Consider the following 19,289-nt stretch of genomic DNA (forward strand, 5'->3'; position numbering starts at 1 on the left):
CCGCGCGTCCGTACGCCGGCCCGGCCCGCCCCCGCTGCCCGGCCGAGGGGCGCGGGCGGGGCTCTGCGCAAAGGCCGGTGCCGGGTGACGAGGAGGCCATCGACGGACCGAAGCACTCCTGCCGGAGAACCTCTTGGGCCACCCCCGGCTGCCGGCCCGACCAGAGCGGCGCCGGCCACGACAGACGCCGTACGCTGGCGGCATTCGAGGCCTTCTGCCCCCATGCCGCCGCTGTCCCCGCGGCGGCCGTGACGACCTCCCCCTCCCACTTCTCACCCCGGCACTGGAAAGCGAGCACGATGGGTACGCAGCGGGTTCTGGTCGTCGATGACGAGCCCAAGATCCGCATGACCGTGCGCGGCTACCTGGAGGCGGACGGGTTCCACGTCATCGAAGCCGCGGACGGGCCGTCCGCCCTGCGGGCGGTCACCCGCGACCGGCCGGACCTCGTGGTGCTCGACGTGATGCTTCCGGGCCTGGACGGATTCCAGGTCCTGCGCCGCATCCGGGAGGCGAGCCAGATCCCGGTGATCATGCTCACCGCCCGGGACGAGGAGGTCGACCGGCTGATCGGCTTCACCACCGGCAGCGACGACTACGTCACCAAGCCGTTCAGCCCCCGCGAACTGGCCCTGCGCGTCCGCGCCATCCTGCGGCGCACCGACAGCCGATCGGCGGCGGACCACGAGGACGGCGTGCTGCGCTTCGAGGGACTGACGGTCGATCCCGAGACACGGACCGTGCTGGTCGATGCCGACCGGACGGTGGAGCTGTCCGCTCTCGACTTCGATCTCTTGTCCGCGATGGCCCGTGCCCCCGGGCGGGTCTTCACCCGGCGCGGTCTGCTGGCCCAGGTGTGGGGCGATGACTTCTTCGGCGACGAGCGCGTCGTGGACGTACACATCCGCACCCTGCGGCGCGCGCTGGGCGACGACGCGGGCGCACCCCGGTTCGTGGGCACCGTCCGCACCATCGGCTACCGGTTCATCGGGCGCCCCGCCTAGCGGCCGGGAAGGACACCCACCCATGCCTGGCTCCCGCTTTCCGGTCTACCACCGGTCTCGTGCGCGGCTGCGCCGAATCAAGGAACGTCTGTCGCTCCGCAACCGGCTGGTGCTCTCGCACGTCATGGTGCTCCTTCTGGCACTGGCGGCCATGGCGGGGATCAGCGCGCTGATCGAGGTGTGGCTCGGTTTTGCCGACATCCAAGGCGACGTGGTCCTGCAGGTCGGCCTGTTGTTCGGAGGGGCCGCGGCTTTCCCGGCGTCCGTCGCCCTGTCCCGGTTTCTGCTGCGTCCGCTCGACAGGGTGCGCGCCGCCACGCGCCGGCTCGCCGAGGGGCACTACGACGACGTCCTCGAACTTCCCAGCGAGCCGGGCCTGGCAGCGCTGGTCGAGGACGTCAACACCCTGGCGGCAGCCCTCGCCGACACCGAGCGCCGCCGCGCCCGGCTGATCTCCGAGGTCGCCCACGAGATGCGCACCCCGATCACCATCCTTCGCGGCCAGATCGAGGGCCTGGCCGACGGCATCTTCACCCCGGACGAGGCGATGTTCGCCTCTCTCGCCGACGACCTCGACCGGCTGCAGCGCCTGGCGGGCGACCTCTCCAGCCTGTCCCGGTCGGAGGAGGGCGCCTTCGACCTTCGCCGCGAACCCTCCGACGTGGCCATGCTGGCTCGGAGCACAGCCGAGCGACTGCGTCCTCAGTACGACGACCAGATGGTGACCCTCGTCGTTGACGCCGACACACCCGTGGCCGTTTTCTGCGACCCGGACCGGATCACGCAGATCCTGGTGAACCTGCTCGGCAACGCACTGGCCGCATGCGATCGACAGGGACATGTGGCGTTGTCCGTGCACGCCGAACCGTCTCCCGCGCGCCGTGTGATCGTCCGCGTCATGGACGACGGCATCGGCATCGCCGAACACGACCGGGAGCGCATCTTCCACCGCTTCGAACGCCTTGAGCATCCCGGCCGACCCGCAGCCGCCGGCGGCAGCGGCATCGGCCTGACCATCGCCCGGGGCATCGCCCGAGCCCACGGCGGAGACATCACCGCGGAATCCGCCGGCCTGGGCAAGGGAGCGACGATCACCTTGCAGCTACCGCAGGATCACGTTCCCGGGGGCGGCCTGCCTCCGTTCTCTCCCTGACCCATCGACTGCGGAGCGGCGGTGACGAACACGTCGCGGCGCATGAGACGGTCGGCGACGCTCGGATCAGGAGGAGGCGGCCGCGCCCTACGGCCGGCCGGCCGCTGTTCCCGCAGCGGCCTCCTTCTTGTTCCAAGCCGCCAGGCGCCGCCGGTAGTTCATGCCCGAACAGAAGCCAAGCTGCTGCGGCAGGTACTCCCACCGGATGCACGTGTTCAGCCCGATCAGGTTCCAACGGCGTGACCAGTGACGGCAGTTCACCGACACGGCTTCTGCAGGACCCTTTAGTCCGGGCGACCAGTCGGAAGGTTCGGGCCCGGCCGCCCGCGTCGCGCACGCGACTTCCGTAGGTTGGCGACGTTGCCGCAGGTCCGCACGTCGTGCCAGACACCGCTGGTGTTGCGGGAGTTGTCCCAGAAGGCCACCGCGCACAGCGGATTACGGCACAGCTTCAAGCGGCGCCACGTTCCAGCGAGTTGGGCGTCGTAGATCGCCAGGAGCACCTGTTGGCCGAGCGCGGGAATGCCCACCGAGCCCGGCACGAGCCTCACGGATCCGTCTGCTTCGAGCCGAAGGCGGGCGACTGATTCGACGGCTGCCTGCCTGTCGCCGTCGTCGCGATCCGGGCCGTGGTCGCGCTCGACCAACGACCGCCGTATCGCGTCACGCAGCGTCCGGAGATCGCCCACGCCCGGGCTGTCGCCCGCGACCCCGTAGGTGTCCAGCCACCGTGCCGCGGTATCCGGCGCGTCCAGGAGGTCCGGGACATCGCCGCCGGCCCTCCGGATGGAAGCGGTGTTCAGCAGGTCCTGAACGATCCGCAGCTCGCCGGGTGCCACCGCGACGCCGAAGCGACTGTTGCCGTCGCCGCCCGCGTGCCCGGCGCCGATGTCTGGACCGTCCTTCCCGTGCTCCTCCATGACATAAGTGTACACGTTTTGCATGCGCCAGGCTGACGGCCACCCTACGGAGAAATGGAGCATCCGGCCTGGCAATGACAGAGGTGTCAGTCATACGGTTATGTCACGACGATCGAGAGGATTGACTGTGATCACTTATCCGGACCGAGGGAATACCGCCCTGGGGCGGACGGGCGATGCGCCCGCATCCGCAGCGAGCGGCGTGGTCGAGGACGGTGTCGCGATGCACTTCGCCGGCACCGAGTACGGCAAGCATTTCCCGCGGCGGGAGAGCCCCGCGGCGGCCGGCGGGCGGGCAGGAATCTGATGAGCAGCACCGATCTTCGCTATGAGGTCTTCGTCTCGGACATGGAGCCGGTCACGGTGGCGGCTCCGCCGAGGCCGGACGACGGGCCGTCGCTTTGGTCATCGATGTCCCACACGCTCATCTACGGAACGAACGAGGCGCTGCTGACCGACCCGCCGGTCACACGCGGGCAGGCCGACAGGCTCATCAAGTGGGTGGAGAGCCACGATGTGGCGCTGCGCTACATCTATGTGACCCACGCGCACTTCGACCACTTCGCGACCACGAACTACCTGCTCCGCCGGTTCCCGGACGTAACGGTTGTGGCGAGCGACGCGGTGCTCGCGGGTATCGCCCGCCAGACACCCGGTGGAGTGCTCGCCGGTGTCTACAGGGACATCTTCGGCGACGCCCTTCCCGAGCCTCCGTTGACTGTCCAGGGTTCCGTGTTCCCCGCCGACGGACTCCTCCTCGACGGGCACGAGCTCTTCGCGCACGAGGTCGGCCACTCCGACACCGACGACACCAGCGTGCTGCACGTGCCCTCACTGGACCTGGTCATAGCCGGTGACGTCGTCTACAACAACGTGCACCAGTACCTCGGAGAAGGCCGAGACGGCGGCCTGGACGCGTGGCACCGGGCCCTCGACAAGGTAGCCGCCTTGAAGCCACGGTTCGTGGTGGCCAGTCACAAGGATGTCCAACGCGGAAATCCCGCATCGGACATCGACGAAACGCGGCGCTATCTCGACGCTGGTGCCGCCGTCCTCGAGCAGTCCACGAGCCCCGCGGAATACTTCAACGCGATGAAGCAGCGCTACCCCGAGCGTGTGAACCCGTGGGCGATCTGGCTCAGCGCCCTTCAGCTGTTCGGCACCTGACAGCCCACACCGCCGCGCCTGGCGAAATGACAGCGTGGCCCACATCCCCTGTCGGCGGCTCCGAGGTCCTGCGTTTCGCGGAGACCGAGGAGCCGCAGGCATGTCTGTCTGCGCCAACAGTTCGGACCGCCGAGTCGGCGGCGGCCGGCTGCAGAACCCTTGCTCGCCGCCGGCTTCTCCGTTGCCCGGGCTCGGAATCGGTAGGTCCCGACGGTCTCGGTGAGGGAGCGCCCGGCTTCATGGAAGCTTCATACCCGGAGTGGTACGGGTTTTATGAGGCGGCAGTTGCCTGGTGGCTGCTACGGCGGTTCACATCGCGCCGTCCGGTTCCGTCCTGCTGGGTGTGCTCGTCCCTCCGGAGACAAGTGGACCCGGGGATCCTGCGCGGCGACGCTCGCGCACGCCGGTCTCCGGAGCCGGTGTGGTGTGGGCGGCTGTGCGGAGCCTGCGATGAGTTGCGTAGCGATCTGAAGGAACGTGAGAGTGGAACAGACCATGATGGCGGTCCGCCTGTTCGAACACGGTGGGCCCGAGGTGCTCAAGTACATCGAGGCGCCGATCCCCGAGGTCGGCCCCGACGACGTTCTGATCCGCGTGCACGCCACGGCCGTCAACAGCTGGGACCTGCGCTACCGCGCGGGCAACCTGCCGCAGCCTCTACCGGGACGGCCGCCGTGGCCGCTGCCGTTCCAGCTCGGCCGGGACGCGGCCGGTGAGATCGTCGCCACCGGCGAGAACGTCACCCGCTGGCGCCTCGGCGACCGGGCGGTACAGCTCCCGCACCCGCCGTGCCGCAACTGCGCCCTGTGCGTGCGTGGGCTCGAAAACCTGTGCATCGACACCGCCTACCCCGGACACCAGGTCTTCGGCGGATACGCCCAGTACGTCGTGCGCCGCCAGGACGCCGTCCTGCCCATCCCCGACGGCGTCGACTACGAGACGGCCGCAGCCACCATGTGGACCTACACCACCCCGCTCAACTGCGCGCGCCAAGCACCCGTCGGCCCCGGCGACACGGTGGTCGTCACCGGCGCCAGCGGGGGAATGGCGATCGCCTGCGCACAACTGGCGAAATTCAGCGGCGCCACCGTCATCGGCACCACCACCAAGCCCGACCACGACGAAGCGCTCGGCAGGCTCGGCTACGACCACATCGTGCACTCCACCGACCCCCGACTGCCCGCACAGGTACGGGAGTTGACGCACGGCCTTGGTGCCGACGCCGTCTGGGACTGCGTCGGCGGCAACGACTTCTTCCAGCTCTCCCTCGCCTGTACACGGCTCGGTGGCACGGTCATCGTCCTGGGCACACCCACCGACCAGGGATCCCGCCTCGAGCTGGACGCACTCGCCCTCATCGGCCGGCAGGTGAAGGTCGCCAGCGTGCGCGGCGCCACCCTGCGCGACCAGCAACTGTGCCTGGAGCTGCTGGCGGCCGGGAAGATCACCCCGATCATCGACCGCTCCTACCCCCTGCAAGAAGCCGCGCAAGCCCACGCCTACCTGGAAAGCCACCGGCAGACCGGCAAGGTACTCCTCCTGCCCTGAGCTCCAACCGACACCAGCGGATCTACGGCGTCTGCGGACTGCCCGTGACCTGGTGGAACCCGGCCACTTCCCCGGCCGCCGGGAACCGGTGCGCAGGTAGCCGTGGTCCGGCAGTACTACCGCCGCTTCCTATCAGCTAACATAGAACAATTAGATAGATGAATAGCCTAGTACTGGCAAGGAGTGGCCGTGGACTTCGGGCTGACCGACGAGCAGGACCTGTTGCGTGCGACGGCTCGGAAGTTCGTCGCCGACGTGTGTCCGGCCGAGAAGGCCAAGCAGTGGGACGAGGAGAGCGTCGTACCGCCCGAGCTGTTTCGGGGCATGGCCGACCTCGGGTGGTTCTCGCTCCCGTTCGCCGAGGACGAGGGCGGTGACGGTGGCGGACCGCTGGAACTCATCCTGATCGCCGAGGAGCTCGGGCGGGCGAGCTTCGACGTCGCCATGTGCTACATCGGGGTGCTCATCCCCGGCATCACGGTGTTCCGGTGGGGCAGCGAGGCGCAGCGGGACTTCATCCGCGAGCAGGTGATGACGGGTCGCCACCGGCTCGCCGTCGGTCTCAGCGAACCGGACAGCGGGTCCGACGCCGCGGCGCTGCGCACCACCGCCGAGGACCACGGGGACAACTTCCTCGTCCGGGGTCAGAAGGCGTGGTGCACGGGTGGCGGTCTGCCCGACACGACCATCGCCACATACGTGCGCACCGGGCCCCGCGAGCCCAAGCACGGCGGCATCAGCCTGCTGCTCGTCGATCCCGCGACCGAGGGCGTCGACGTGCGCCGGACGCCGACCCTGGCCCGGCACATCCTGGGCACCAACGAGGTCTTCTTCAACGACGCCCTCGTGCCGAAGGAGAACCTCGTCGGCCCGCGCGACGAGGGCTGGAAGGTGATGCTCTCCAACATCGAGCTGGAGAAGGTGATCATCAGCGGGGGCTATCTGGGCGCCGCGCAGGCCACGCTCGACGAGATGCTCGACTACGCCCGCAACCGGCACGCCTTCGGCCGGCCGATCGGCAACTTCCAGGCCCTCGCGCACGCCATGGCCGACCTGCAGACCGAGATCGACTCCGCCCGGCTGCTGGCCTACCGGGCGGCCTGGCTGCTCGCGCAGGGCAAGCCGTGCACCAGGGAGGGCTCGATGGCGAAGCTGAAGGGCTCGGAGACGTACGTGGCGGCCGCCCGGCTCGGGATGCAGGTCTGCGCGGGGCACGGCTTCTCGACCGAGAGCGTGATGAGCTTCCGCTACCGGGAGTCGATCGTGGCCACGATCTCCGGGGGCACGAGCCAGATCCAGCGCAACGGCATAGCCCGCAGCATGGGGCTCAGATCCTACTGAGCCCCGCTCCCCGGTGAAGGGGCTCAGGTCTCACTGAGCCCCGCCCGCCCCCTGGTGACGGAGTCCAGGTCCTACTGATCCCCGCCCCGAGGTGAGGGGGTCCGAGTCCTACTGGAACCTGCTCCCCGGCGATGCGGCTGAGGTCTTACTGAGCCCCGCCCGCCCCTGGTGACGGGGTCCAGGTCCTGCTGAGCCCCGCCCCGAGGTGAGGGGGTCCGAGTCCTACTGGAACCTGCTCCCCGGCGATGCGGCTGAGGTCTTACTGAGCCCCGCCCGCCCCTGGTGACGGAGTCCAGGTCCTACTGCGCCCCGCCGGCTGGTGACGGGACCGGGCCCCGCTCCCCGCGATGGCGCCCAGGTCTCACAGAGCCCCGCCCCCCCGGCCACGGGACCCGGGGCCTACTGGGCCCCGCCCGCCGCCGATGGGCCCCAGCGCCTACAGACGCCGTCACCCCGGCCCGCCGACTACCCCTTCCGAGCCTCGCCGTCCTGGCCCGCCAGCCACTCCTGGTGGCGGGCGAAGTGGCCCTGGTCCCGGGTTACCCAGATCCCGGAGACCCGGGCCAGCACGGCCCGGGTCGGCATCAGGACCATCTCGCCGGCGATGTACCAGCGGCGGCCCTCCCGCTTCTCCACCCAGGCCCGGACCTCCAGCGGCCGCTGCACCGGCACCGGCTTCACGAAGCTCACGGTCAGTTCCGCCGTCACGCTCAACACCCGGTGCAGCAGCGGCAGATGACCGAGGCAGTCGTCCAGTACCGCCGCGGTCCAGCCGCCGTGCGCCACATCGGGCCCGCCCTCCTGGTCTCGCGGGCAGGACAGCTCGAACCGCGCCGACCCGTCCTCGTCGAGCCGCTCGTGCTCCACTCCGAGCCGGCAGGAACCGGCGGCGCGGCACGCCCCGCACAGGGCCACCCCGCCGGGGGTGCGGGGCGGCTCCTGGAAGTCCGCCCCGGCCCAGGGGCCCGTCGGTGACGCAGTGGACATGGTGTGGCTCCTCTTGTCGGGCAACGGCGTGTCAGACATCGGCAAGCAGTGGACGCAGCTTCCCGGCGATCAGCTGGACCTGCCGGGCCACTGTCTCCTCGGGCATCCCGGCCAGCGAGGCCCACAGGAACACGCCCTCCACCGGCAACCCTGCCACGTACGCCTTGATGGCATCGGCGACGTCCTGCGGAGTGCCGTACAGGAACTGACCGACGCCGGTCGCGCTCAGCCCCGTCTCCCGCCACTTCTCGGGGTCGATGGGGCGAGGGGCGGGCGTGTCGGTGCCCTCCACCATGTAGCGGCGGTAGCTGTCCCACTGGTACGACAGGTGCTTGCGGACCAGCGGCCAGTCGGCCTCCGGGTCCTCGGTGACGAACGTGGTGAACGAACCCTGCATCCGGCCCGCCGACACGTCGTACCCACTCTCCGCGAGCCCTTCCCGGTACGGAGTCAGCAGTGCCGGGTTGAGCGAGAGGAGCCCTGTACCGAGCCGGCCGGCCCGGCGGGCGCCCTGCGGGCCCTGGTAGCCGAGCCAGATCGGCAGCGGGTCCTGGACCGGGCCCGGGGTGACCAGGGATTCGGCCCACAGGCCGCGGATCTCCCGTACCCGCTGATCGGTCGTGCTGTAGCGCTTGGTGAGGTCGGCGCCGTACAGCTGGTACTCGGGCACCCGGTAGCCGGTGCCGAGCCCGAGGTCCAGGCGGCCGTCGCTGATGATGTCCACGAGCGCGGCCTGTTCGGCGATCTCGGGGGCCGCGTGCAGTGGTGCGGGGATGACCGCGGTGCCCAGCCGGATCCGGCGGGTGCGGGCGGCGGCCGCGGCGGCCATGGTGAGCGGCTGGGGGAGATAGCCGTCCTCGAAACCGTGGTGTTCCGAGAACCAGACCGAGTCGAGGCCGAGCCGGTCGGCCTCCTCGCACATCTCCAGGGCGAACCCGTAGACCCGCGACCAACTCTGCCGCCAAGGCGGCGGGTTGCGCAGATCGAAGTAGATGCCCACCTTCACGAGGAACCTCCTGCTGTTGCTGTGTTGTCCGCCAGCCGGATCGTCGCGTGTGCGACGGTCACTCCGTCCCCGGGCGGCAGCAGCCGTACCGGGCGTAGCTCCAGCGCCTCGATCTCGGGGAGGTCCTCGACCATCGCCGAGATCCGCAGGACGGTCTCTTCCAGGGCCGCGAGGTCCACCCCCGGGCCCCCGGTCCGGCCGTCCAGCAGCGGGGCGGCCCGCAGTGAGCGGACCATCTCGCGGGCGTCGCGGTCGCTGAGGGGGGTGACGCGGTGGGCGACGTCCGCCATGAGGTCGGCGTAGTCCCCGGTGAGGCCGAAGGCGATCACCGGGCCGAAGACCGGGTCGGCTCGGACGGTGAGGAAGGCGTCGGGTCCGGGGCCCGGTTCACCCCCGCGTACGGCGATACCGTACGAGGCGAGCAGCTCGGCGGCGACCGGGGCGGGGACCTGGCCGGGGGCGGAGGAGGCGATCAGCGACCGGGCGCGCTCGGCGTCGACTCCCGTCAGGTCCGGCACGACGCCCGCGGGGGTGCTGCGCCAGGCCTGGTAGGCCGCCGCGTGTCCGAGCGAGGTGGCCGCCGCCTCGGGGAACGTGTACGTCGGTACCACCAGGTCGCCCCGGTGCAGGAGATCGGCGACTCCCGCGCCGCCCAGGAAACTGGCCACCACCGGTTTGTCGGGCCGGGCCGCGGCCGCGTCGAGGATCGCAGACGCCACCTCGTCGGGCTTGTCCGCGAGCGGCGGCATGAACAGCACGACGGCCGCGTCGATGTCGTCGTCGGCCAGGACGGCGTCCAGGGCCTGCCGGTAGTGCGCGGCGGTGGCCATCGGGGTCAGGTCGACCGGGTTGGCGACGTCGGCGCGCGGCGCCAGGGCCGTACGCAGCGTCTGCCGGGTGCGCTCACCGAGCGCGGGCACACACAGTCCGCTCGCCTCGCACGCTCCGACCGTCAGCGCCGCCGGGCCGCCCGCGTTGGTGATCACGGCCACCCGGTTGCCGGGCGGGGGAGGCTGGTGGGCGAGCAGCAGGGCCACGTCGAACAGTTCCTGGAGACTGCGGGTGCGGATCACGCCGGACTGGGCGAACAGCGAGCTCACCGCAGAATCCGCGTGGCCCGGGTGGACGGCGACGATCGGTTTGCGCGGGGCGATCCGGCGGGCGACGCGGGCGAACCGGCGCGGATTGCCGAAGGTCTCCACGTGCAAGAGGATCACCGAGGTGCCTGGGTCCTCCTCCCACCACTGGAGCAGGTCGTTCGTGGACACGTCGACGGCGTGGCCCACCGACACGAAGCCGGAGAAGCCGAGCCGCAGCCGCCGGGCGAAGTCGAGCACCGCGAGTCCGAGCGGCCCGGACTGGCTGGACATCGCCACCCGGCCGGCAGTCGGCAGGGCGGGCGAGAAGGTCGCGGCCAGTCGCGCCGCGGGGGTCGTGTTGACCACGCCCATGCAGTTCGGGCCCACCAGCCGCATTCCGGAGGCACGGGCGAAGCGGGCCAGCTCCAGTTCGGTGACTCGTCCGTCGACTCCCGTCTCCCCGAAGCCCGTTGAGACGACGACCACCGCCTTGACGCCGGCGTCCGCGCACTCGCGTACGACACCGGGCACGGCCTCGGCCCGTACGGCCACCAGCGCCAGGTCCGGCGGCTCGGGAAGGTCCCGGAGACTGGGATAGGCCCGCACTCCGGCGATCTGCTCGGCCCGTGGGTTGACGGGGAACACGTTGCCGGCGAAGCCGCCCCGCAGCAGGTTGGCGACGATCTCGTGGCCGATCGTCAGGGGGTCGCGGTTGGCGCCGATCACGGCGACCGAGCGCGGTTCGAGCAGCGGCCGCAGGGAGCGTCGTATGGCCGTGTGCTCCCGGCGCTCGGCCCGGGCCACCGCCTGGGCCTGCGGGTCGACGGCGATCTCGAAGTGGATGATCTGGTTGGGCGGACCGGCCTCGATCCGGTAGCCCGAGCCGAGGAACACGTTGATCATCCGGGCGTTGTCGGCGAGGACGTCGGCCTCCAGCACCCGGATGCCCCGTGCACGAGCGGCGGCGGCGATGTGCTCCAGGAGCAGCCTGCCGAACCCCTCGCTCTGGTGGTCGTCCCGGATGGTGAACGTGACCTCGGCGTGTTCCGGTTCCTCCGGGTCGCGGACGTAGCGCACCAGGCCGGCGATCTCGTCACCGGCCAGGGCGACGAGCGCCAGCTCGTTGAGGTAGTCCACGTGGGCGCCGCGCCGGATGACGTCGTCGCGGGCGCGGACCACCGGGCCGAGGGAACGGTAGGCCAGGGTGGCCCGGGACAGGGTGCCGACGAAGGCGACCAGGCGGTCGGCGTCCTCCGGCCGGATGGGCCGGACGAAGGTCGACCGGCCGGTCCTGACGAGTCCGGGCCGTTCCAGGTCTTCTGGATACGAGGGGTACGGGGGAGTGGTCACCGGAGTGGTTCCGTCGGCGCCGCTCAGACGGCCGCCTGCTGGGGAGTCTGCTCCGGCAGGCGGAAGAGTTCGTTGAAGGTGCCGCGCGTGACGCGCTCGCGGATGTCGTCCGACACGCCGTCGAACAGGTCGTGGAGCGTGGACTGGGTGTGGCCGTAGGTGCCTTCCAGGTGGGGGTAGTCGTCGCCCCACATCACGTTGCGGTAGCCGGTCGACTCGACGATCTCCACCGAGCTCTTGTCGTGCTGGAAGGAGGCGTACACCTGCTGCCTGATGATCTCGCTGGGCAGTCGGCTCAGCTTGGGCCGGACGAACATGCCGTGCTGGCGGTAGGCCTCGTCCATGCGGTCACCGATGGCCGGCATCCATCCCGCGCCGCCCTCCGCGATGAGGACCCTCAGGTCGGGGTGGCGGTCCAGAGCGCCGCCGGCGACCAGGTGGGACACGACGCGCATGCCCGGGTAGGTCGTCTCCATGTAGTTGACGACCGCGCCGCCGGGTCCGCGGAAGACGACGTTCTGCGCACCCGTGCCGATGTGGAAGCCGAGCACCAGCCCCGCCCGCTCGACCGCGGTCCACAGCGGCTCCCAGCGGTCCAGGGCGTATTCCTCGCCGGGTCGTGTCGAGCACGGCAGGAAGACCGCCTGGAAGCCCAGTTCCGCCACCCGTTCGACCTCGGCGACCGCGTCGTCGATGTCGGCCGTCGAGACGCAGGCCGTGGTGATGACCCGCTTGTTCTTGCTGAGGATCTCCTCGTGGGCCCAGTCGTTCCAGGCCCGTACCGTCTCCCGGGCGAGCTCCCGGTCGGTGATCGACACGAGCCAGAACCCCATGGAGGGGAAGGCCAGTTGGCCCCACACGCCCTCCTGGTCGAGGTCCTTGAGCCGGACGTTCAGGTCCCAGGCGCCCGGCGGGCGCATCGCGTCCATGAAGTCGCCGAGCTGGCGGTCGATGCGCTCGCCGTCGATGTAGAGCATCTCGTACTTCTCGCCGCGCTCACTGCGTGGCGCCCGCGCGCCAAGCCGCGCGGACATCCGCTCGGTCCACACGTCGGCGGGTTCCATCACGTGGGAGTCCCCGGAGTTGACCCAGATCTTCGTCATGACGCTCCTTCGGGTCAGGGCTGCAAGCTCAATGGATGTAATCAGTTAGCGATTTTAGTTGTATGGGTGGCCGAAGGGAAGGCCGGGCCGATGGGAGATCAGCTCCGGCGCCGCTCGATCTCGTCCACCAGCTGCGGCAGCACCGCGAAGAGGTCCCCGACCACGCCGTGGTCGGCGAGCTCGAAGATCGGGGCGTCGGCGTCCTTGTTGACGGCGACGATGGTCTTGGACGTCTGCATGCCCGCCCGGTGCTGGATCGCGCCGGAGATGCCGGCGGCGAGGTAGAGCTGCGGGGAGACCTGGGTGCCGGTCTGGCCGACCTGGTGGCTGTGCGGGTACCAGCCCGCGTCCACGGCCGCGCGGGAGGCCCCGACCGCCGCACCGAGCGCGTCGGCGACCCGTTCGATGAGGGCGAAGTTCTCGGCGCCGTTCACCCCGCGGCCGCCGGAGACGACGAGGTCGGCCTCGGTGAGCTCGGGCCGGTCGCCGCGCTCCCGCGGTGTGCGGGACAGGACCCGGACGGCGTGCGAGGCCGGGCCGAAGGTGACGTCCTGCTTCTCGATGACGGGTTCGGCGGGGGCGGCCTCGGGGGCGACGGCGTTCGGCTTGACCGTGATCACCGGCACGCCCTGGGTGACGTGCGCGGTGACCTGGTACGTCGCGGCGAACGCCGACTGCTCGGTGACCGGTCCCTCGGGTCCCGCGGTGACGTCGACGGCGTCGGTGATGAGTCCGGAGCCGAGCCGCAGCGCGACCCGCGCGGCGATCTCCTTGCCGTCCGGCCCGGACGGCAGCAGGATCGCGGCCGGGCCGGTGCGCTCGGCGATCTGTGTGAGGCTGTCCACGGCCGGGGTGACGAGGTACTCGTCGATCTCCGGGGCGTCCACGACGTAGACCTTCCGCGCGCCGAACCGGCCGAGGACCTCGGTCGCGGTGTCCGCGCCCGGTCCCAGGAAGACGGCCGAGGGTTCGCCCAGGCGGCGGGCCAGGGTGAGCAGTTCGAGGGTCGGCTTGCGTACGGCACCGTCGACGTGGTCGACGAGGACGAGGATCTCGGCCACGGTGATGCAACTCCTTCAGGTCTTCGGGGTGGGACGCGGTCGGCTTAGGGGCGGAACGCGGTCAGATGAACTTCTTGGTGGTGAGGAACGCGGCCAGTCCGACGCCGCCCGTCCCCTCGTCGGCGACGATCTCGCCCTTGGTGCGCGGCGGGCGCCGGGTCGCGGTGTCCACGGCCGACCTTGCCCCGGCCGGGCCGACCTGTGCGGCCTCGACGCCGAGGTCGGCCAGGCCGAGGGTCTCCAGCGGCTTCTTCTTCGCGGCCATGATCCCCTTGAAGGAGGGGTAGCGGGCGTCCCCGGAGCGGTCGGTCACCGAGACGACGGCGGGCAGGGCGCCCTGGATCCGTACGGTGGCGCCGTCGCCCTCGCGGCGGCCGGTGACGGTACCGTCCTCGATCGCCAGGTCCTCGAGGTGGGTGACGGCCGGGACGCCGAGCCGCTCGGCCAGCAGCGCGGGCAGCACGCCCATGGTGCCGTCCGTCGAGGCCATCCCGCACAGCACGAGATCGAAGCCGTGCCGCTCGATCGCCTTGGCCAGCACCAGTGACGTGCCGAACGCGTCGCTGCCCTCGATGTCCTCGTCGCTGACATGGATCGCCGCGTCACCGCCCATGGCCAGGGCCTTGCGCAGGGCGTCGCGCGCGTCGTCGGGCCCGACGGTGAGGTAGCTGATCTCGGCGTCGGCGTCCGACTCGGCCAGGCGCAGCGCCTGCTCGACGGCGTATTCGTCGAGTTCGGACAGCAGCGAGTCGACGGACGCCCGGTCGGTGGTGCCGTCCTCGGTGAAGGTGCGGTCCGCCGTGGCGTCGGGGACGTGCTTCACGCAGACAACGATCTTCACGGCAGCCCTCCTGTGGTTCAATGAGTTCTAATAGTTAACTATATAGATCGGTCCAGCGCGAGTCTCGCGTTCAATCCGTCGAATTGGTTGACTGATTGCGCTGATAGCTGGAAGATCTGGGCACTGAGCCGCGAGGAGGCGCCATGGTCGGTGACAGGGACACCGCTGACAGGTACTTCGAGCCCCAGGTGGAGACCATGCCGCGCGAGGAACTGCGCGCCCGGCAGGAGAAACAGCTCCTGGAGCTCGTGGAGTACGCCTACGCCAACTCGGCCTTCTACCGCGAGCTGTGGGACGAGCACGGGGTCCACCCGCGGGACATCCGCTCCGTGGAGGACTTCCGGGCGCGCATCCCGTTCATCACCAAGGACATGATCCGCGCCTACCGGAGCCGTACCGGCGATGCCTTCGCCGGCCTGCTCTGCGTCCCGGTCGAGGAGCTGACCTCGGTCTCCTCCAGTTCCGGAACCACCGGCGACCCGGAGTTCTTCGCCGAGATCTGGCAGGACGCCCCGCCCCTGGTGACCGCGCAGGTACGGGACCTGTGGGAGCTGGGCCTGCGGCCCGGAGACCGGGTCCTGAGCCCGCCCGGCACCTTCCGCAACTTCATGGACGCCGGCTTCCAGGCGCTGGGCGCGGTGGTCATCGAGGTCGACACCTGGATGGGCAACATGCCCGAGGTCGTCGAGGCCCTGCGCACCTACCGCCCCGCCTACCTGCAGATGATGTATCCGCAGATGGTGGAGCTGGAGCACCTGGCCGAGAAGACCGACCTGAAAGAGGCCTTCTCCTCCCTCAAGGGCGCCTCCTGCGCAGGACAGCCCCTCAGCCGGAAGATGAAGGAGCGGATCCGCGACGACTGGGGCATCGACGTCTACGAGTACACCAGCGCCGCCGACACCGGCACCGCCTGGGAGTGCCGCGAGCACGACGGCTTCCACCTCTGGGAGGACACCGTCTTCGCCGAGTGCGTCGAGGTCGACGAGCACGGCTGGCACGACGTCCCCGAGAGCGACCTGGGCGAACTGGTCGCCACCGACCTGGACAACCGGGCCGCGCCGCTGATCCGCTACCGCAGCGAGGACCTCGTCCGCCTCTCCCGCGACACCTGTGGCTGCGGCCGCACCCACGCCCGTATGTGGGTGGCCGGGCGGCGCGGCGACGAGACGGTGGTCCAGGGACGCTCCGTCGTCCTGCGGGACGTCTGGCAGGCGGTGGAGGACCAGCCGGAGACCGTCGCGGGGGTCTTCCAGATCGTCCGGGACCGACGCGAGGTCGACGAACTGCGGCTGCGTGTCGGCTACGACCCCCATCTCACCGGCGACGTCGACGCCCTGGCCGGACGCCTGAGTGAGGCCGTGCGCGAGCGGACCGGTGTCAAGCCGGTGCTCGACATGCGCACCGAGGAGGACCTGTTGAAGACCATGACCAGCGTCGCCAAGTTCCCCCGGGTGGTGAAGACCTGATGGCCCGCGCCGACACCCTGGCCCGTGCCAGGACGCTCGACCGCCCCGAGCTCGCCTATCTCATGCGCTTCCCGACCGCCGACGGCGTCCGGGACCTGGAGCTGACCTGGGCGGAACTCGCCCGCGACACCGAGTGGGCCACCGCACGGCTGCGCGAACACGGCCTCGCCGCCGGGCAGCGGGCCCTGCTGACCGCGTCCGGCTTCGAGGGCTTCTGGGGACATGCGGTGATCGGCGCCCTGCGCGCACTGAAGGTGCCGTACGGCATCGCCGAGGCGATGGGCTGGGACCATCGCCGCACCGCGGTCTTCCACCGCGAACTGACCCCGCACGCGGTGATCGGCCTGTCGGCGGAGACGCTGGAAGGGCTCGCCGGCATGACCGACATCGGCGAGATGTTCCGGTCCACGCCCGTCGTGCTGGCCCGGCCCACCGCCGTACCCGTCCTGCGCGGAGTGGGGGTGACCGCCTCCGTGATCTCGGCGGTGGGACCGGCTCTCGCGCTGGAGTGCCCCGAGCGGAGCGGCGCACATGTCAACGGCGCCGAATGGCGGTTCGGCGAGCGGGACGGACAGCTGACCGTGGCGGCGGGGGAGGGGCGCACCTCGCCCCTGCCCGAGACACCGCTCGGCATCACCGGACGCGTCGTCGTGAGCCGGTGCGGCTGCGGCAGCGACAACCCGCGAGTCCTGCTCGCCGAGGCCAACTGACCTTTCCAATGGAGGAATTGAGCATGTCTGAAGGAGTGGTCGAAGGCCGGATCGCGGTCGTCACCGGCGCCGGCAACGGGATCGGCCGGGCGCACGCCCTGGCGTTCGCCGCACACGGGGCGAAGGTCGTCGTCAACGACCTGGGCGGCGGACGGGACGGCGGGGGCGCCTCCGCAGGGCCCGCCCAGAGCGTGGTCGACGAGATCGTCGCGGCCGGCGGCGAGGCGGTGGCCAACACGGACGACATCTCCACCTGGGAGGGCGCCGGCCGGCTCGTCCAGCAGGCCGTGGACACCTACGGCGGCCTGGACGTGCTGGTCAACAACGCCGGCATCCTGCGCGACCGGATGATCGTGTCGATGACCGAGCGGGACTGGGACAGCGTGATCGCCGTCCACCTCAAGGGCAGCTTCGCCACCCTGCACCACGCGGCCGCGTACTGGCGCGAGCGCGCCAAGTCCGGTCAGGACAACGACGCCCGGGTGATCAACACGACCTCCCCGTCCGGCATCTTCGGCAACCCCGGCCAGTCCAACTACGGCTCCGCGAAGGCCGGCCTCGCCAGCCTCACCCTCATCGCCGCCGCCGAACTCGCCCGCTACGGCGTGACGGTGAACGCCATCGCGCCCACCGCGCTGACCCGGCTGACCGAGGACATCGAGATGATGAAGCAGGCCGCCGAGATGCAGGACCTGACCCCCGAGGCCATCTCGCCGCTGGTGGTGTGGCTGGGCTCGGCCGCCTCGCGCGAGGTCACCGGCCGGGTGTTCGGCGTCGTCGGCAACCGGATCACGGTCCTGGAGGGCTGGGCCAACGGCCCCACCGCCGGTGCGGACACCCGCTGGACACCGGAGGAGCTGTCCTCCGTCGTCCCGAACCTGGTGGCCAAGGCGGCTCCGAACGCCGATGTCCTGGGCAACCGGAACGGGGCCTGAGATGACGACGACACAACGCCCGGTCGCCGAGGGCCTGTTCACCTGGCCGCCGGCCGCCGCGCCCCTCCGGCTGATCGGTTCCGAGTGCAGGGTGTGCGGCCTGGTGAGCTTCCCGGCGGCCGCGACCTGCGTCCGGTGCACGAGCGACGAGTCGAAGGAACGGCTCCTGGCGGACCGCGGCACGCTGTGGACGTTCACGACCCAGGACTTCCGCCCGCCGTCCCCGCCGTACGACGGCCCCGAGGCCTTCGAGCCGTACTCCGTCGGATACGTCGAGCTCCCCGGCGAGCTGCTGGTCGAGGCGCGACTGACCGAACCCGACCCGGACAAGCTGCGGATCGGGCAGGACATGCGGCTGACGCTCGTGCCCTACACCGTGCAGGACGACGGCACGGAGGTCGTCACCTTCGCGTTCGCCCCTGTCGACCAGTCCACCCATGCCGAACAGGAGGCGTCATGACCGAGGCCGTCATCATCGGGGTGGGCCTCCACCCCTTCGGCCGGTTCGCCGGCAAGCCCGCGCTGGACATGGGCGCGGACGCGGTACGGCTGGCGCTCACCGACGCGGGCGTGACCTGGCCGCAGATCCAGGGCGGTTACATCGGCAGCTACGAGGTCGCCAACCCGGACGCGATCGTCGGCCGGCTCGGCCTGACCGGCGTACCGCTGCGCGGTGTCTTCAACGGCTGCGCGACGGCCGGTACGGCGGTGGCGCTGGCCGCCCGCGCCATCGAGACCGGCGAGCACGACCTGACCATCGCGATCGGCCTGGACAAGCACCCGCGCGGTGCGTTCGCCGCCGACCCGTCGGTGGCCGGCATCCCCTCCTGGTACGGACAGACCGGGCTCTTCCTCACCACCCACTTCTTCGGCATGAAGATCAACCGCTATATGCACGAGCACGGCATCTCCCACGAGACGCTCGCCCGCGTGGCGTCGAAGAACTTCCGCAACGCGGCCGGAAACGAGAAGGCCTGGCGCCGTACGCCCCTGTCGCCCGAGGAGGTCCTCGCCTCCCCGGTCCTCAACTACCCGCTGCGCCAGTTCATGTACTGCGGCCCGAACGAGGGCGCCGCGGCGATCGTGATGTGCCGGGCCGACCAGGCCCACAAGTACACGGGCAAGCCGGTACGGGTCCGCTCCACCTCCCTGCGCAGCCGCAGGCTCGGCGCGTTCGAGGTGCAGAGCCCGTCCTTCCCGGTCGGGGAGCCCGTGGACAGCCCCAGCGTGGATGCCTCCCGGGACGCGTACGAACGCGCGGGCATCGGCCCCGAGGACGTCGACGTGGCCCAGCTCCAGGACACCGACGCCGGCTCGGAGATCATCCACATGGCCGAGAACGGTCTCTGCAAGGACGGCGAGCAGGAACGCCTCATCGCCGAGGGCGCCACCGAGATCGGCGGCCGGCTCCCGGTCAACACCGACGGCGGACTGCTCGGCAACGGGGAACCGATCGGCGCGTCCGGGCTGCGCCAGATCCACGAGATCGTCCTCCAGCTGCGCGGTGCGGCGGGCACGCGCCAGATCCCCGGCACACCCCGCGTCGGCTACACCCACCTGTACGGCGCGCCCGGTGCGTCGGCGGTGACGATCCTCTCGACCTGACAGCGGAGCGAAC

The 19,289-nt window shown here is 70.7% G+C and carries 17 protein-coding genes; 10 read left to right on the forward strand and 7 right to left on the reverse strand.

The features are described from left to right. Positions 1 to 299: 299 nt before the first annotated feature. Both BFN33_RS12370 and BFN33_RS12375 read left to right on the forward strand, forming a co-directional pair. Positions 300 to 1,004, forward strand: a complete 705-nt coding sequence (locus tag BFN33_RS12370; RefSeq protein WP_069759996.1) for a response regulator transcription factor — start codon at positions 300 to 302, stop codon at positions 1,002 to 1,004. Positions 1,005 to 1,026: 22 nt separating this feature from the next. Next, complete coding sequence (locus tag BFN33_RS12375) at positions 1,027 to 2,157, forward strand: cell wall metabolism sensor histidine kinase WalK (RefSeq protein ID WP_256122732.1); 1,131 nt, start codon at positions 1,027 to 1,029, stop codon at positions 2,155 to 2,157. Positions 2,158 to 2,441: 284 nt separating this feature from the next. Here BFN33_RS12375 and BFN33_RS12380 read toward each other — a convergent pair whose 3' ends face one another. After that, positions 2,442 to 3,077: a CGNR zinc finger domain-containing protein gene (locus tag BFN33_RS12380; RefSeq protein WP_079140787.1), complete on the reverse strand. Its 636-nt coding sequence runs from the start codon at positions 3,075 to 3,077 to the stop codon at positions 2,442 to 2,444. A gap of 306 nt (positions 3,078 to 3,383) precedes the next feature. On the opposite strand from BFN33_RS12380, the gene BFN33_RS12385 reads away from it, so the two are divergent. The 3 genes from BFN33_RS12385 to BFN33_RS12395 all read left to right on the forward strand — a co-directional run bounded on the left by BFN33_RS12385 (position 3,384) and on the right by BFN33_RS12395 (position 7,133). Continuing rightward, a complete protein-coding gene (locus BFN33_RS12385) occupies positions 3,384 to 4,244 on the forward strand; it encodes an MBL fold metallo-hydrolase (RefSeq protein ID WP_069759997.1) in 861 nt (286 codons plus the stop codon). A 483-nt stretch (positions 4,245 to 4,727) separates the two neighbouring features. Then, positions 4,728 to 5,792: a zinc-binding dehydrogenase gene (locus BFN33_RS12390; protein ID WP_079140788.1), complete on the forward strand. Its 1,065-nt coding sequence runs from the start codon at positions 4,728 to 4,730 to the stop codon at positions 5,790 to 5,792. 189 nt (positions 5,793 to 5,981) lie between these two features. Continuing rightward, complete coding sequence (locus tag BFN33_RS12395) at positions 5,982 to 7,133, forward strand: acyl-CoA dehydrogenase family protein (protein WP_069759998.1); 1,152 nt, start codon at positions 5,982 to 5,984, stop codon at positions 7,131 to 7,133. Positions 7,134 to 7,598: 465 nt separating this feature from the next. Here BFN33_RS12395 and BFN33_RS12400 read toward each other — a convergent pair whose 3' ends face one another. From BFN33_RS12400 to BFN33_RS12425, 6 genes are all read right to left on the reverse strand, one after another. Next, entirely contained in the window at positions 7,599 to 8,120 is a 522-nt protein-coding gene (locus BFN33_RS12400) for a PaaI family thioesterase (RefSeq protein ID WP_256122733.1), read from the reverse strand. Positions 8,121 to 8,151: 31 nt separating this feature from the next. Continuing rightward, on the reverse strand, positions 8,152 to 9,126 hold the full coding sequence (locus tag BFN33_RS12405; protein ID WP_069759999.1) for an LLM class flavin-dependent oxidoreductase: 975 nt from the start codon (positions 9,124 to 9,126) through the stop codon (positions 8,152 to 8,154). Further along, positions 9,123 to 11,555 carry a GNAT family N-acetyltransferase gene (locus BFN33_RS12410; protein WP_069760000.1) on the reverse strand — a complete coding sequence of 811 codons (2,433 nt, stop codon included), beginning with the start codon at positions 11,553 to 11,555 and terminating at the stop codon, positions 9,123 to 9,125. The genes BFN33_RS12405 and BFN33_RS12410 overlap by 4 nt, the downstream gene beginning before the upstream one ends. A gap of 23 nt (positions 11,556 to 11,578) precedes the next feature. Next, positions 11,579 to 12,658 (reverse strand): amidohydrolase family protein, encoded by a 1,080-nt coding sequence (locus BFN33_RS12415; RefSeq protein WP_069760001.1) that lies wholly within the window; start codon positions 12,656 to 12,658, stop codon positions 11,579 to 11,581. Positions 12,659 to 12,756: 98 nt separating this feature from the next. Next, positions 12,757 to 13,719 (reverse strand): electron transfer flavoprotein subunit alpha/FixB family protein, encoded by a 963-nt coding sequence (locus BFN33_RS12420; protein ID WP_069760002.1) that lies wholly within the window; start codon positions 13,717 to 13,719, stop codon positions 12,757 to 12,759. 61 nt (positions 13,720 to 13,780) lie between these two features. Beyond that, complete coding sequence (locus tag BFN33_RS12425; RefSeq protein ID WP_069760262.1) at positions 13,781 to 14,542, reverse strand: electron transfer flavoprotein subunit beta/FixA family protein; 762 nt, start codon at positions 14,540 to 14,542, stop codon at positions 13,781 to 13,783. Positions 14,543 to 14,703: 161 nt separating this feature from the next. Here BFN33_RS12425 and BFN33_RS12430 point away from each other — a divergent pair, with 161 nt between their 5' ends. The 5 genes from BFN33_RS12430 to BFN33_RS12450 are packed head-to-tail and all read left to right on the forward strand — an operon-like array spanning position 14,704 to position 19,276. After that, the gene (locus tag BFN33_RS12430; protein WP_069760003.1) at positions 14,704 to 16,026 is read left to right on the forward strand and encodes a phenylacetate--CoA ligase family protein; all 1,323 of its coding nucleotides are present in this window, start codon (positions 14,704 to 14,706) and stop codon (positions 16,024 to 16,026) included. After that, on the forward strand, positions 16,026 to 16,736 hold the full coding sequence (locus BFN33_RS12435; protein WP_069760004.1) for a hypothetical protein: 711 nt from the start codon (positions 16,026 to 16,028) through the stop codon (positions 16,734 to 16,736). Before BFN33_RS12430 ends, BFN33_RS12435 begins: the two co-directional genes overlap by 1 nt. 23 nt (positions 16,737 to 16,759) lie before the next feature. Beyond that, on the forward strand, positions 16,760 to 17,671 hold the full coding sequence (locus BFN33_RS12440; protein ID WP_069760005.1) for an SDR family oxidoreductase: 912 nt from the start codon (positions 16,760 to 16,762) through the stop codon (positions 17,669 to 17,671). Position 17,672: 1 nt separating this feature from the next. Continuing rightward, positions 17,673 to 18,131, forward strand: a complete 459-nt coding sequence (locus BFN33_RS12445; RefSeq protein ID WP_069760006.1) for a Zn-ribbon domain-containing OB-fold protein — start codon at positions 17,673 to 17,675, stop codon at positions 18,129 to 18,131. After that, complete coding sequence (locus tag BFN33_RS12450) at positions 18,128 to 19,276, forward strand: thiolase family protein (RefSeq protein WP_069760007.1); 1,149 nt, start codon at positions 18,128 to 18,130, stop codon at positions 19,274 to 19,276. Before BFN33_RS12445 ends, BFN33_RS12450 begins: the two co-directional genes overlap by 4 nt. Positions 19,277 to 19,289 lie beyond the last annotated feature (13 nt).

The organism is Streptomyces sp. LUP47B, assembly GCF_001746295.1.
Classification (GTDB): domain Bacteria; phylum Actinomycetota; class Actinomycetes; order Streptomycetales; family Streptomycetaceae; genus Streptomyces.